This window comes from Enterococcus sp. AMC1252 (assembly GCF_058216515.1).
The window spans coordinates 2,505,295-2,521,075 of sequence record NZ_CM177097.1 but is presented as its reverse complement, the minus strand read 5'-3'; the positions used below and the strand labels follow the sequence as shown (position 1 = coordinate 2,521,075).

At 36.0% G+C, this 15,781-nt stretch carries 11 protein-coding genes; 10 read left to right on the top strand and 1 reads right to left on the bottom strand.

The window, feature by feature from the left end:
• The first annotated feature begins 44 nt into the window (after positions 1–44).
• Positions 45–1,151, top strand: coding sequence for a DUF7278 family profilin-like fold-containing protein (locus AC4BB5_RS11930; protein ID WP_490456344.1), 1,107 nt, complete (start codon positions 45–47; stop codon positions 1,149–1,151).
• Between the two features lie 326 nt (positions 1,152–1,477).
• Positions 1,478–4,117, top strand: a complete 2,640-nt coding sequence (gene alaS / locus AC4BB5_RS11925) for an alanine--tRNA ligase (RefSeq protein ID WP_490459065.1) — start codon at positions 1,478–1,480, stop codon at positions 4,115–4,117.
• A 58-nt stretch (positions 4,118–4,175) separates the two neighbouring features.
• Here the strand turns inward: alaS and AC4BB5_RS11920 are convergent, their stop codons facing one another.
• Complete coding sequence (locus AC4BB5_RS11920) at positions 4,176–4,922, bottom strand: SDR family NAD(P)-dependent oxidoreductase (protein WP_490456343.1); 747 nt, start codon at positions 4,920–4,922, stop codon at positions 4,176–4,178.
• Positions 4,923–5,313: 391 nt separating this feature from the next.
• Between AC4BB5_RS11920 and glgB the strand changes: the two genes are divergently transcribed.
• From glgB to AC4BB5_RS11880, 8 genes are all read left to right on the top strand, one after another.
• Positions 5,314–7,212 (top strand): 1,4-alpha-glucan branching protein GlgB, encoded by a 1,899-nt coding sequence (glgB, locus tag AC4BB5_RS11915; RefSeq protein WP_490456342.1) that lies wholly within the window; start codon positions 5,314–5,316, stop codon positions 7,210–7,212.
• A gap of 97 nt (positions 7,213–7,309) precedes the next feature.
• Complete coding sequence (locus AC4BB5_RS11910) at positions 7,310–8,452, top strand: glucose-1-phosphate adenylyltransferase (protein WP_490456341.1); 1,143 nt, start codon at positions 7,310–7,312, stop codon at positions 8,450–8,452.
• Complete coding sequence (glgD, locus tag AC4BB5_RS11905; RefSeq protein ID WP_490456340.1) at positions 8,442–9,593, top strand: glucose-1-phosphate adenylyltransferase subunit GlgD; 1,152 nt, start codon at positions 8,442–8,444, stop codon at positions 9,591–9,593. The genes AC4BB5_RS11910 and glgD overlap by 11 nt, the downstream gene beginning before the upstream one ends.
• Positions 9,593–11,032 carry a glycogen synthase GlgA gene (gene glgA / locus AC4BB5_RS11900; RefSeq protein WP_490456339.1) on the top strand — a complete coding sequence of 480 codons (1,440 nt, stop codon included), beginning with the start codon at positions 9,593–9,595 and terminating at the stop codon, positions 11,030–11,032. Before glgD ends, glgA begins: the two co-directional genes overlap by 1 nt.
• Positions 11,033–11,048: 16 nt before the next feature.
• Entirely contained in the window at positions 11,049–11,399 is a 351-nt protein-coding gene (locus AC4BB5_RS11895; RefSeq protein WP_490456338.1) for a hypothetical protein, read from the top strand.
• 471 nt (positions 11,400–11,870) lie between these two features.
• Positions 11,871–13,778 (top strand): endonuclease MutS2, encoded by a 1,908-nt coding sequence (locus tag AC4BB5_RS11890; protein ID WP_490456337.1) that lies wholly within the window; start codon positions 11,871–11,873, stop codon positions 13,776–13,778.
• Between the two features lie 183 nt (positions 13,779–13,961).
• Entirely contained in the window at positions 13,962–14,672 is a 711-nt protein-coding gene (locus tag AC4BB5_RS11885; protein WP_490456336.1) for a tRNA (adenine(22)-N(1))-methyltransferase, read from the top strand.
• Positions 14,662–15,780, top strand: coding sequence for a Nif3-like dinuclear metal center hexameric protein (locus AC4BB5_RS11880; RefSeq protein ID WP_490456335.1), 1,119 nt, complete (start codon positions 14,662–14,664; stop codon positions 15,778–15,780). Before AC4BB5_RS11885 ends, AC4BB5_RS11880 begins: the two co-directional genes overlap by 11 nt.
• Position 15,781: the final 1 nt, after the last annotated feature.

The following is a 15,781-nucleotide window of genomic DNA, read 5'->3' as shown; positions in this document are numbered from 1 at the left end:
TTAATCATAACAGATATTTTTGAAACCTACGAGGAGGGAATTGTGTGGATCTATTTGAACAAGTTGAATGGGCAAATTGGAAAAATTTGAAAGATCCTGAAAAAGAAACGCTCTTAAATCAACTATTAATGTATTTTGTTCCGCCAACTGTAGAAGTCAGTACGATCCAATTAGTAAATTTTGAGCTGTATGGCATTAAATGCCGAACCTTTGAATTGGAATTTGATGGTGAATTATTTGTGTTTATCCCAGGAAATAGTGAGGCAATACTTGGATGGGATTTGGGCGCAGAAGGATTGCGGTCACATGAATTATTAGGATTTGACGTGGAAGGTCTAGAAAAAAATACCTTCAAAACAACCTTGACGAATGAAACGATTTTACCTGTATCTGAGTGGTTGGACGAAGAAACGACCTATGATTTAGATTCTTTAGAAGGCATTACTGATTACATAAATGATCATACAACAAGTTTAAGAAAAGTCGCGATCCCGGCCATGTTCGTTCAAAAATATGCACTACCTGCGGGCACTGAATTTTTAGGCGTATTTGATACGATAACAGGTACGTTTGAGGGAGAAGTAGAAAAATTTTTCCCATACGAAAAAAGTATTTGTGAGCAACTCTTTCCTACACTAACAGCTCAAGAAAGCTTGACTTGGTCATTTCCAAAATCGTTACTGGCTAAGAATGAATTCTATTTAGAGTTCTTACCTGAATCGGATTATTATTTTGTTTATAGTCACAATGATTTTACACACGAAGAATTGAAACGTGCTACTAAAAGACAAGGATTTGATTTATTATCAGAAGACCAATGGGAGTTTGCAGTAGGCGGCGGTACTCGTCGGTTGTTTCGTTGGGGTAATGAATTATTGCTTCAAAATAATGAGTCTGGACGCCAGATAAAAAGTAAGATGGATGGTGCAAATATGTTTGGTTTAGTGATTGACACACAACAAAATCATTTTGAATTGACCGATGATTTAGCTAAAAGTAAATTGCTTAAGCAATCAGTAGAAAAAGAGACATTGATTGAAAACATGTTGCCGTTATCCAGCTATTTTTATTCTTCTCATGTGATTTCAATGGATCAAAAATTAAATCCGCAAGACTATCTTTATCGAAAAGTGATTAAAATTGAACGTTAATAGAAAACATTGACTTTTTTTCAATCTTTACTTATAATTTGTAGGGAAACTAAAGGATATGATTCGTTTTTTTAGTGTTTACAGAAAGTTCTTCATAGCTGAAAGAAGAATAGCACAAAAATGTAATTGCTCCCTTTAAATAACTTTTGATAGAAATATCAACGCGACTCTGCGTTATGGAGTTTAAGAGGTAATGAATGTATCAAGCGACTTCATTGCAAACAAGGTGGTACCGCGGTTTTTCGTCCTTGTGTTGCAGTGATGCCGCTTTTTTGTTGCAGAAAAACAACGATCAATTAATTATTGTAGAAAGTAGGAATCGAACAATGAAACAATTATCAAGTAGCCAAGTTCGTCAAATGTATTTAGATTTTTTCAAATCAAAAGGACACTCTGTGGAGCCAAGTGCATCTCTAGTACCAGTCAATGATCCAACATTATTATGGATCAACTCTGGTGTTGCTACATTAAAAAAATATTTTGATGGTTCAGTAGTGCCGGAAAATCCAAGAATTACCAATGCACAAAAATCTATCCGTACAAATGATATTGAAAATGTTGGGAAAACAGCGCGTCACCATACAATGTTTGAAATGTTAGGGAATTTCTCGATTGGTGATTATTTTAAAAAAGAAGCGATTCATTGGGCTTGGGAATTTTTAACTTCTCCTGATTGGATGGCGTTTGATCCTGAAAAATTATACGTTACTGTTTATCCAAAAGATACAGAAGCGAAACGTATTTGGCGTGAAGAAGTAGGCTTATCGATGGATCACATTATTGATATCGAAGACAATTTCTGGGATATTGGTGCAGGACCATGCGGACCAGATTCTGAAATTTTCTATGATCGTGGTGAGTCGTTTAACGATGTAGCAGAAGATGATCCAGAAAACTATCCTGGCGGTGAAAATGAACGTTATTTAGAAATTTGGAACTTAGTATTTTCTGAGTTCAATCATCAAGCTGATGATAGCTATGAACCATTACCACATAAAAACATTGATACGGGAATGGGGTTAGAGCGTGTCGTTTCAATCGTTCAAAACGCTCCAACAAACTTTGAAACAGATTTATTTATGCCAATCATCCATGCTGTTGAAAAACTAAGCGGACAAGTGACATACAGTCAAGCACCAGAAACAGATATCTCATTTAAAGTAATCGCTGATCATATTCGTGCACTATCTTTTGCAATCGGTGACGGTGCGTTACCTTCAAATGAAGGGCGTGGATATGTATTACGTCGTTTATTACGTCGCGCTGTGATGCATGGAAAAAAATTAGGTATCAATGAAGCGTTCTTGTACAAATTAGTTCCTGTTGTTGGTGAAGTGATGGTCAGTTATTATCCAGAGGTGTTACAACAAAAAGAATTTATCGAAAAAGTAGTTCGTACAGAAGAAGAGCGTTTCCATGAAACAATCAATGAAGGTTTAGATATTTTAAATGAATTGATTACGAAAGTAAAAGCGGCGGATGAAGATACACTGAATGGTAAAGATATTTTCAAATTGTATGACACATATGGTTTCCCCGTGGAATTAACAGAAGAAGTAGCAGAAGATGCAGACTTAAAAGTCGATCATGCTGGTTTTGAAAAAGAAATGGAAGCGCAAAGAGAACGTGCTCGTTCTGCTCGTAGTAAAGAAACATCAATGGGCGTTCAATCAGCAGTATTGACTGATATTAAAGTTGAAAGCAAATTTGTTGGCTATAATAATCTTGAAACTCGAAGTCAATTATTGATTATTTTAAAAGATGAAGAAATCCTAAGTGAACTTTCAGAAGGGACAGCACAATTGATCTTTGCTGAAACACCGTTCTATGCAGAAATGGGTGGACAAGTGGCCGATCAGGGAACTATCAAAGATCAAGATGGAACAATTGTGGCACATGTTGAAAATGTGTTGAAAGCGCCAAATGGTCAATTCCTACACACTGTTCAAGTCACTGGAACAGTAAAAGAAGGGGCAACATACGAATTACATGTAGATACAAACATGCGTAACCGTATTTTGAAAAATCATACAGCCACTCATTTACTACACCGCGCTTTGAAAGATATTCTAGGTGATCATGCGAATCAAGCAGGTTCATTAGTAGCGCCAGGTCATTTACGTTTTGACTTCACTCATTTTGGACAAGTAACACCAGAAGAATTAGTTCAAATGGAAGCAATCGTCAATGAAAAAATCTGGGAAGCAATTCCTGTTGAAACGGTTGAAACAGATATTGACACAGCCAAAAACATGGGTGCTATGGCTTTATTCGGTGAAAAATACGGTAAAGAAGTTCGCGTTGTAAATATCGGTGGCTATTCAATCGAACTTTGTGGTGGAACTCATGTGACGAATACAGAAGATATCGGTATTTTCAAAATCGTTTCTGAATCAGGAATCGGAGCTGGTGTACGCCGAATCGAAGCAGTAACTAGTAAAGAAGCTTATGAATTAATGAATGAAGAAGAAAAACAATTAAAAGCAATTGCTGGAATCGTTAAGTCACCACAATTGAAAGAAGTTGTATCAAAAACAGAACAATTACAACAGCAACTACGTGATTTACAAAAAGAAAACGAACAACTTGCTGGTAAATTAGCAAATCAACAAGCTGGAGATATCTTCAAAGAAATCAAAGAGGTTAATGGAACAACATACATTGCTGCTAAAGTAAACGTAAAAGATATGAACCAATTACGTCAGTTAGCAGATCAATGGAAACAAAAAGAACTTTCTGATGTGCTTGTTTTAGCAACAGCTCAAGAAGAGAAAGTTAGCTTGTTAGCCGCAATGAGCAAATCTGCGAATGAAAAAGGCTTGAAAGCAGGAGACTTAATCAAAACGATTGCACCAAAAGTAGGCGGTGGCGGTGGCGGCCGTCCAGATATGGCGCAAGCAGGTGGTAAAAACCCAGCAGGAATTGGGGATGCTCTAGAGGAAGTTGGAAACTGGTTAGCTAAATAAATAAGAAAAGGAAGTACAAGCCCTCTAAGGTTTTGTACTTCCTTTTTTGTTAAATTAACTAAGCACTTTGTCCACCGTCAATTACTATTGATGCACCATTGATGAACGAAGCATATGGACTGCAGAGAAAGAGAATTGGTTGGGCAATTTCTTCACTGTTACCAGCTCTTTTTAATGGAATCATACTGTCGATGACCTGATCCATGGGTCCATCTTCTGGCATCATTTCAGTATGGATCAAACCAGGTAAAACGCTATTTATACGGATGCCACGCCCACCAAATTCTTTAGCCATTGAACGGGTCAGTTGTAAAATTGCTCCTTTTGATGCACAATAGGTAGCAATACCAGGCCCACCATTTAATGCTCCAATTGAGGAAATATTGATAATATTTCCTGCTCCCTCCTCTAACATATGTTTTAAAACCAACTTAGATAAATAAATGTAGCTTCTTACGTTAACAGAAAAAACTTCTTCATATTCTTTTTCCATGTCGATTTGCTCAAAAGCAAATGACTTGTAGATACCAGCATTATTTATCAGTACATCGATTTTTCCGTAAGCTTTTATCACTTCTGTTACTAAATGATCCATACTAGAGTCACAACTTACATCTGTTTGGATAAATAATGCTTTTCCTCCATTACGTTGGATCTTATCAACTACTGCGACTCCTTTATCTGTTCTACGACCACATACGATAACATTGGCCCCGGCTTTAGCAAATTCTTCTGCTGTTACTTCACCGATGCCAGATGTTGAACCAGTTACAATGACAACTTTATTTTGGAACGAAATATTCATAATTATTCCTCCTTATTTAAATTTATTTCTTATTAGTATAAATATATCACTAAAAGAATGGGCATACAAAGAAGAAATTAAGGAATAAAAAAGCAGAAACACTGATTAAACAGAAAACATCAAGGTTTACTGAAAGAAAAGTGAAAGTAAGTCATTTAATTTCTGTTTGTCAATTTTTTATCAAAGGGATATTTCTTTCTTTTTTTTCATTTTGTTGTTAGATTAAAAGTATCATTACTCAGATAATTTTAATGTTGAGTGGATTAGAGAAAAAGCTATTTTAACTGTAAAAAATTCAATTTAGTATTTCTTAAAAAGACAAATAGTAGGAACTATTTTTTGAAGATTTATTCTCTGTTTCAAATAGATGTCTAGAGAGAGAGGTAAAGAGATGTCGAATGAAAAGAATCAGCTAAACTTTTTTAAAACTGGCGAAAACTTTTATAGTCAAGATTATTTTGGTTGTCATCCAACTATTCAAAAAAATGAAAAAGGCTTTATTTTTAGAGTTTGGGCGCCAAATGCCCAAGCAATTTGGTTAGTTGGCGATTTTAATCAGTGGGATCGTTCCTTATCGATGAAAAGAAATGAGTTTGGTGTCTGGGAATTATTTTCAAGGATACCAAAAGAAGGTGAATTATATAAATATTTGGTAAAGCAAAAAGATGGCAGAGAGGTCTACAAAATTGATCCTTTTGCTGTCTTTTTCGAAAAACGACCCAATAATGCGTCAATAATCTATTCAATACCCAAAAAGAGCTGGAAGGATAAAACGTGGCAAAAACGGAAGGAGCGGAGAAATCAATTCACACAACCGTTAAACATTTATGAAGTTCATACTAGCTCTTGGAAATATGATGCTGATGGAACTCCGTATACGTTTGACAAGCTCAAAGACACGCTGATTCCCTATGTTAAGGAAATGGGTTTTTCGCATATTGAGTTTATGCCATTGATGGAACATCCTTTAAGGGAATCTTGGGGTTACCAATTAACAGGGTACTTTGCCTTATGTTCTTCTTACGGGACGCCAATTGAATTTCAAGATTTTGTGGAAGCGTGTCATTTAAATAATATTGGGGTTTTGGTTGATTGGGTGCCAGGACATTTTTGTGTTAATGACGACACATTGGCTTATTTTGATGGAACACCTCAATTTGAATATACTGACCCCATTCAGGCAAAAAACAATCGTTGGGGTTCGTTAAATTTTGATTTGGGTAAGCCCGAGGTACAAAGTTTTCTGATTTCTAGTGCGTTTTATTGGATCGAGATGTTTCATATTGATGGGATTCGTGTTGATGCTGTTTCTAATATGATTTATTTAGATTATGATGAGGGACCTTTAGCTCTTAATAAAGATGGTAGTAATCAAAATTGGGATGGTTTTTATTTTTTACAAAAGCTAAATAAAGTTATAAAGCAAAAGCATCCTGAGGTAATCATGATCGCCGAAGAGAGTTCTACAGAAACACCTATTACAGGAACGATTGAAAGTGGCACTTTAGGATTTGACTATAAATGGAATTTAGGCTGGATGAATGATACATTACGATTTTACGAAATGGATGCAGTATTCCGTAAATACAATTTTTCACTACTGACGTTTTCTTTTATGTATATGCTAAAAGAAAATTATATTTTACCGTTATCTCATGATGAAGTTGTTCACGGGAAAAGAAGTTTGATGCATAAGATGTGGGGCGATCGCTATAAACAGTTTGCTCAGTTACGAAATCTATATGTTTTTCTGATGACTTATCCAGGAAAAAAATTATTATTTATGGGCAGTGAGTGGGGGCAATTTCTCGAATGGAAATGTGATGAAAGTTTGGAATGGGTCGATCTTAATGATGAAATGAATCATGATATGCAGCAATTTACTAAAAGACTAAATAGTTTGTATCAAAGTGAAAAAGCCCTGTGGGAATTGGATCATAGAGTGGAATCAATTGAGATCATTGATGCGGATAATAGTGAAAAGACCGTATTAAGTTTTATCCGAAGAGGGAAAAACGAAAGAGATTTTTTGATTATCATTTTGAATTTTTCACCAGTTGAATGGCAGGACTTTACGATCGGTGTACCTTTTTCGGGAAGTTATGAAGAAGTGTTAAATACCGAGATGAAAGAATTTGGGGGAACCTGGATTAAGTCTAATCAAGTCAGTCAAACCAGAGCAGAATCTTTTAAACAATTTGAGTACCAAATAACAACCATTGTTCCTTCTCTTGGGGGGATCATTTTAAAACCACAAGAGATTGATATACGAACAAAGAAACGAGAATAATTATTTTCAAAGCAGTATGAAAAAATAGAAATTTTGAGTTTCAAGTTGAGAACATGGGTTTTTGAAAGGGGGTAGGGTGGAGTTTCACCCGCAATAGATGAAAACAGAAATGCTTGCAATGATTTTAGCTGGAGGACAAGGGACGCGATTAGGTAAGCTGACAAAGAATATCGCAAAGCCTGCTGTACCCTTTGGTGGTAGATATCGAATTATTGATTTTACATTAAGTAACTGTATCAATTCAGGTCTTAAAAATGTAGGTGTTGTGACACAATATCAGCCATTGGCCTTAAATAATCATATAGGGAATGGTGCGAGCTGGGGCTTAGATGGTATTGATTCTGGTGTGACAATTTTGCAACCATATTCTAGTTCTGATGGGGAAAAATGGTTTGAAGGAACAGCTCATGCGATTTATCAGAATATTTCTTATATCGACCAAATGGACCCTCAGTATATGCTGATTTTATCTGGTGACCATATTTACAAGATGAATTATGAAGCAATGTTAGAAGAACATATTGAAAATAATGCTTCACTCACAGTGGCGGTCATCGAAGTGCCCCTTAAAGATGCATCTCGGTTTGGCATCATGAATACAGATGAAAATGATCGAATTATTGAATTTGATGAAAAACCTGCAGAGCCCAAGAGCAATTTAGCTTCAATGGGAATTTATATTTTTAATTGGGGTCGTTTACGTAGTGTATTATTAAACAGTTATATAAAGGATGATCAAATGCTTGATTTTGGAAAACATGTGATTCCATCCTATTTAGAAGCTGATGAACGAGTATATGCTTATCGCTTTAACGGGTATTGGAAAGATGTTGGGACGATTGAATCTTTGTGGGAAGCTAATATGGAATTTATTCATTTAGAAAATGAGCTGGATATGCGTGACAAAAATTGGCGTATGTTTTCAAAAAATACTATTTCACCACCGCATTTTATTACTGAGACAGCATCTGTAAAAAATTCTTTGATTGTTGATGGTTGCTATGTAGCTGGACATGTGAAAGATAGTATTTTATCAACTGACGTTCAAGTAAAAGTTGGTTCAATAATTGAAAATAGTGTCATCATGCCGGGAGCTACGATTGGTAAAAATGCTAAAATCAAAAATGCGATTATTGGAGAAAATGCGATCATTGGTGATAATGCGGTGGTTTATAAAGAAAATGATATTGAAGTAATCGGCTATTCAGAAGTGATTGGGGTGCAAAGCGATGAGGACTAAAAAAATGTGTGCTATTTTGGGAAATATATCCACGTTTGAAGGGTTACTACCATTGACTGAAAATCGACCATTGGATACATTACCTTTTGACTGTAAATATCGGTTGATCGATTTTCCTCTTTCTAGCATTGCCAATGCAAATATCAATTCGATTTTCATGATATTCAATGAAGGAGAAACACGCTCGGTTTTTGATCATATCGGCGGTGGGAAAGAATGGAACTTAGATTCCTTAAAAAATAGTTATTTTGTCTATTTCTATCAGGAGTTTTTAAAACAAAAAGCCCAAGGGTTACCATACTATGCTGCAGTCATTGATTATCTTGAAAAATCGGAATCTGAATACACTGTTTTTATGGGGAGTAATATGCTTTGCGCAATCGATCTACGTTCTGTTTTGAAAACCCATCAAAAGCAAAATAATAAAATGACAGTCGTCTATAAACGAATGGATCGTGCAAACTTATCCGCAAATAATCGGATCGTTGAAGTTGATACAATGGGGAATATTACGGGCGTGCAATCATTTTCTGAAGTTTTGGAAAAGGAAAAACAATTCAATCTTTCGATGGACATCTTTATTGTTCAGACGAAGTGGTTGATAGAACAATTAACAATCGGACAACTGAACAACAGTCCAACTAATCTTATTGAATTTTTAGGTGAAAAAATAGCAGATGTTCAGGCAACAGCGTATGAGTATACAGGTTATTTGAGTAATATCGAGGATGTGAGATCATACTATCAAGCCAATATGGATATGTTAGATGCCCAAAAATTCAATGCATTGATGTACACTAAACAAAAAATTTATACAAAACGTAAAAATGAAGTACCAACCTATTATTCAGAAGATTCTAGTGTGACAAATAGTCAATGCGCCACTGGTTGTACTATCGAAGGACGCTTAGAGAGTAGCTTAGTTTCAAGAAGAGCGATCATAAAAAAAGGGGCTAAAGTGAAAAGAGCGATCATTATGTCAAATGCTCAAATCGAAAAAGATGCAGTGATTGAATATGCCATATTAGACAAAAATGTTATAGTCAAGGCCGGTGTAAAAATTTCTGGTACAGCACAAAATCCTATCGTGATCCACAAAAATCAAGTGGTTGAAGTGGATGTCAATGGAGGAGATGAGTGATGAAACTATTATTTGCAGCGGCAGAGTGTGCTCCCTTTTTTAAAACGGGTGGTTTAGGGGACGTGGCAGGGGCGCTACCGAAAGAACTCGCTAAAAAAGGAGTAGAAGTGTCGGTTGTGTTACCTTACTTCACTAAAATGTCTGACACTTTTAAAGAACAATGTGAAGAGATTAGTAATTTTTATGTAGATGTTGGTTGGCGGCACCAGTATTGTGGAGTTAAGCGTTTGATGAGGCATGACATAACCTACTATTTTATTGATAACTCTTATTATTTTGATCGCGAAACTGTCTATGGTTATGAGGATGATGGAGAACGTTTTGCCTTCTTTTCGTTAGCAATCATTGAAATGCTGGAGAAAATCGACTTACTACCAGATATTATCCATGTAAATGATTTCCATACAGCAATGATTCCCTTTTTATTAAAGGAAAAATATCAATGGATCGAAGCATATCGTTCGATCAAGACCATTTTAACCATTCATAATATCGAATTTCAAGGAGCGTACAGCCAAGATTTATTGCCAGATCTGTTTGGGATGGGGCGGGATCGTTATTATGATGGGGCAGCTCGTTTCGGCGACGGGGTCAATTTCTTGAAGACAGGAATTTTGTATGCGGATCAGGTGAATACAGTAAGTCCGTCATATGCTGAAGAAATAAAAACACCGGAATTTGGTTTTGGTTTGGATGGTGATTTACGAATGGAACAAGAAAAGTTAAGTGGCATTTTAAATGGTATCGACTACGAGATGAATGATCCTGAGACAGATCAATCGATTCCTGCTAATTTTTCAATAAACGATCTATCCGGAAAAAAGAAAAATAAAGAGCGTTTACAAATGAAAATGGCATTGCCTGTTCGTGAAGATGTGCCGCTGATCGGTATCGTCAGTCGTTTAACTTATCAAAAAGGCTTTCATTTGATTTTAGATGAGTTGGCTAAACTCTTAGAAAAAGATATTCAATTGGTATTACTGGGTACAGGGGATTCTGGAATCGAACAGTCATTTCAATATTTTTCTGAGCATTATCCAACTAAATTTAAAGCCAAGATTATGTTTGATGTTGCGTTAGCACAATTGATTTACGCAGGTTCCGATTTGTTTATGATGCCATCGGTCACTGAACCTTGCGGCTTATCTCAAATGATTGCCATGCGTTATGGGACTTTACCAATCGTCCATGAAGTTGGCGGATTGAAAGACACTGTGATCCCATTCAATCCAGTGACAAAAATTGGAACGGGCTTTGGTTTTGCTGATTTCAGTTCTTATTATTTGTTGTATAGTACAAATATGGCGATAGATCTGTATTGGAATGATCATAAAACATGGGAGGATTTGATGAAAACAGCAATGGCAAAAGATTTCAGCTGGGAAAAATCAAGTCAACTATACGTGGAGCTGTATCAAAAAATGGTACAATCCTCGTAAAATGTAGGTGAAAATAATGACGACTATTTATTTCAATCCGTGGCTGGAACAGCATAAATATCCTTTCGGAGCGGTCAAACAGCAGACTCATGTGAATTTTTCGATCAATGCACAAGTAAATGATAATGTAGAGGTTTATTTTGTTATGTACAAAGAAAATGGTAACCGTAAAATTGACTACCATAAAATGGAAAAAAAGAAGCTGGAAGTTATCATTGTTCTTATTTATTTGACACAGGGAAAGGACTCTATTTTTATAATTTGCGAAGGGAATAAAACTATCTTTTATGGAGCAACAAAAGAGTATAGTGGTGAAGGTCAGGTTTATGCTGAAAAGTCTTTGGTCGTTCCGTGTTACTGCTTTTAATTTTACGAAAGATTGTCCACTGACTGATAAAAAAATTGAATCGCTCTTGGAGGACTTAGAAATCGCTCCTTATGACTGCTATTTTATTTCAGGAAAAATTTGATTTTTTTATTGACCAATTTCAAAAATTAAGGTATAATTTCAGCGAGAAATGAATAGCCAAAGAAAGCCATAGAGGTGTTTTTGTGAGTGTAAGTATCTAACTAAAGGAAATGAATAGCTGAAGAATAAACAACCATTTTTAGATGGCCTCTTTAGCATGCCTATGTTGATACCTATCTTAACTCATAAAACGATACCTGATAGACTGTAGTATATCTATCTTAATTTATTGATGAGCGAGGGATGAAGGGAAGCTTCATCCCTTTTTGTCTATTCTGTCGATCGATAAATCTATACAAAGCTTAAAAGGAAGTTCTTTGGCCTATTCAAAATAAGATAGGTATCTCTTAAACAGAGAAGGAGATACTGATGAATCAAGAAACTTATACTAAAACCCAATTTAATACAATTAAAGAAAAACTAATGACGTATGCAATTAGTTACTACGGAAAAGAACGAATCAACTCTTTGCAACCGAGTAACCATTTAGATGTAGTTAAGAAGAGACTTCAAGAAACAGCAGAAGCAAAAGCGCTACTTTTAGCAAATCTACATGTTCCATTTATGGGGCTAAACAACATTGAACACCTAACGAACCAAGTTGAAAAAGGGTTTATATTAGAACCAAATGAGTTGGTCAGCTATGCAGATTTTCTTAGGAGCAGCCGTTTAATCCAATCATTTATGCAAAAAAATCAATTTATTGCACCACTCTTAGCCAGATACAGCGAATCATTGCAGCTATTTTCGGATATAGAAGATGACATCTATCAAGTCATTCGGAATAATCAAGTGGAGAATGATGCTAGTCGTGAGCTTCGTAAAATTCGTAGGGCCATGCAAGAGTGCGAAAAAGAAATTGAATCAAAACTAAATTCATTTCTTCGAAATAGCCAAAATAAACCCAAAATTCAAGAAGCAGTCATCGTTAAGAAGAACGATCGCTACACAGTGCCAATCAAAGCAACCTATAAAAATCAACTTTCAGGAACGATTGTGGATGCCTCCTCTAAAGGGACAACTGTCTTTATAGAGCCTGTAGCGGTAACAAAGCTAAACGATAAATTGTACCAATTGAAAATGGAAGAAGCAACAGAAGTCTATCAAATCCTATCTACATTAACAGGATTGATTGCTGAACAAATGATATCGATTCAGTCAAATTTAGAAGTGGTTGCGCACTATGACATGATTTTTGCCAAGGCAAAATACAGCAGAGAGATCAATGGTATAGAGCCTGAAATCAACCAAGATGGCATCATTGAGTTTGTAAATGTGAAACATACATTGTTGGGGGATACAGCTGTTCCTTTGAACTTATCGTTAGGAACAGACTATCGTGGTTTAACTATTACTGGGCCAAATGCTGGTGGAAAAACAGTTGTACTAAAAACCGTTGGTCTGGTTACTTTGCAAACGATGATCGGCGTGCAAATTGTTGCAGATGCGGGCACGAATATTGCCATTTTTGATCAAATTTTTGTTGATATTGGGGATCAGCAAAGTATTGAAAATGCATTAAGTACCTTTTCTGGTCATATGCAAAATATTTCTGAAATCTTGGCTAAAACTAAGCAAAATAGTTTGATTTTATTAGATGAAATCGGTAGTGGAACAGAACCAAACGAAGGCGCAGCTCTCGCAATCGCAATCATGGAAGCTTTCTATAAAAAGGGCAGTATCATTATTACCACGACGCACTATGGCGAGATCAAACGTTTTTCTGAACAACACGAAGACTTTTTAACGGCTGCAATGGCCTTTGATTCAGAAAACTTAACACCGAAATATCAACTGATTTTAGGAGAGACAGGAGAAAGCAACGCTTTTTGGATTGCAAATAAGATGAACCTGGATAAGCATGTCGTTAAACTTGCTCAAACTTATTTACACGATCGCAACTATTCAACAAAAAAAGAAATAGCGTTGCAAAAAGTGAAAAAAACAAAAGAGCAAACAACCTTTCCAACCTATGAAAAAGGAGATCGAGTGTTTTGGACAGAGAAAAAGCAGATTGCTTTAGTTTATGAAATGGTGGAAATGACTGATAATGTAGTGATTTTCGTGGATAATAAAAAAGTGACTGTTCATAAACGTCAATTGAAATTAGATCGTAGCGCAAAAGTATTATATCCGCCAAATTATGATCTAGAAGCTTTATTTGAAAATTACCATGATCGCAAGCGAAACCGGGATCTTGAAAGAGGATCAAAAAAGGCACATAAAAAAATAAGAAAAGAAATGCAAGAAAGACATGCTCAAAATAAGAAACAATGAGCTATTCAAATAACCGCATTCAAGAATAAAGACTAACAACAAGGGCATAAAAAGACAACTGATTATTGTGACTTTTATGCCCTTGTTGATTTAGTTCGCAAAAAAATTTGCACATAAATTCCTTCTTTCAAAGTTTTCAACCTCATTTTTCAATGGTATAATAGCCACGGAGGAATATGACGAATGAATGAAAATCAATTATCAAAACGTTTAGCACGAGTGGGAGAATTTGTCCCTGAACAAAGCCGTTTAGCAGATATCGGTTCTGACCATGCGTATTTACCGGTAGCATTAGTTTTACAAAAGAAACTTAATTTTGCGGTAGCGGGAGAAGTCGTAAAAGGCCCTTATGAAGCAGCAAAAAAACAAGTGCGAAAAAATGGTTTAAGTGATCAAATTATTGTCCGTCTAGCAGATGGTTTAGATGCTGTAGAGGAAGTAGACCAAATTACAGCAGTCACGATTTGTGGCATGGGTGGTGTGTTGATTCGTGATATTTTGGAAGCGGGTTGGATGAACCAACGACTTCAAGGCAATGAGCACCTAGTTTTACAACCAAATATTGGTGAAAAACCGTTGCGTGATTGGCTAACAGTCCATGGCTATACAATTGTTGACGAAGATATTTTAGAAGAAAATAATAAAATATATGAAATCATCGTGGCTGCCAGAAAAGTGACCAGAGTTGCTTATTCAGAAAAAGAACGTCTTTTTGGACCTGTTCTACTCAAAAAACAATCACCTATTTTTCATAAAAAATGGCAGAGTGAAGTGAAACAACGAGAAGCTATTTTAGCTCAATTAGCCAAAGCATCAGGGGATCAGCGAGCAAGAATCCAACAAATAGAAAAAGAAATCACTGAAATCAAGGAGGTTTTATCCATTGAGTCTTGAAGGTACGTTATTTATTGACCGTTTTGAAGCCTATTGTCCACAATGGTTAGCAGAAGCAGATGATCCTGTCGGACTACACATTGGGACATTGAATAAAAAATTGGAGCGTGTCTTAGTCACACTGGATGTGAGACCAGAAGTCGTTGCAGAAGCAATCGAAAAGCAAGTTGATTTGATTATTGCAAAACACCCACCTATTTTCAGACCAGTAAAACGCTTAGATACAGATGATCTACAAACAAAAATGTATGCGGACTTGCTGAAGCACGACATTGCTGTTTTTGCTGCGCATACTAATATGGACATTATTGATAATGGATTAAACGATTGGTTTTGTGCGCTTTTAGGAATTCAAGATACGACTTACTTAACTAAAACTCACACTGTTGGCTATAAAAAATTAGCCGTTTTTGTACCTGTAGATGATGCAGCGAAGATGCGTAAAGTGTTAGGTCAAGCTGGAGCTGGACTTCAAGGTGATTATACAAATACAAGTTATTCGTTGATCGGAACAGGCAGATTTACACCAGTTACGGGTGCTAATCCAACACTTGGTATGATTGGCAAAGAAGAGGCTGTTCAAGAAGCAAAAATCGAAGTGATTTTTCCTGAAACGATCGAAACACAAGTAATCAAAGCAATGTTAGCGGCACATCCTTATGAAACACCCGCCTATGATGTGTATCCAATAGAAAACATTACCAAAGAATATGGCTTAGGACGAGTAGGGCATTTAAAACAAGCAGTCCCATTAAAAAAGTTTATCTCCACCGTCAAAAAAGCATTCGATTTAGAGGGGCTACGAATCGTAGCGGAAGACGAAACAAAAATGATTCAGCGCGTTGCTATTTGTGGGGGCAGTGGTGAAAAATTTTTCCGCGATGCCATCAAAAAGCAGGCAGATGTTTATATCACAGGAGACGTTTATTATCATACAGGACATGATATGTTGACAGAAGGTTTGTCTGTAATCGATCCTGGACATTATATTGAACAATTATGTAAACCCAAGTTGGTTGAACTATTCAATCAATGGAAAAAAGATTATAATTGGGACATAGAATTTATCGAATCTGAGGTAAATACGAATCCGTTTAAATTTAGATAAA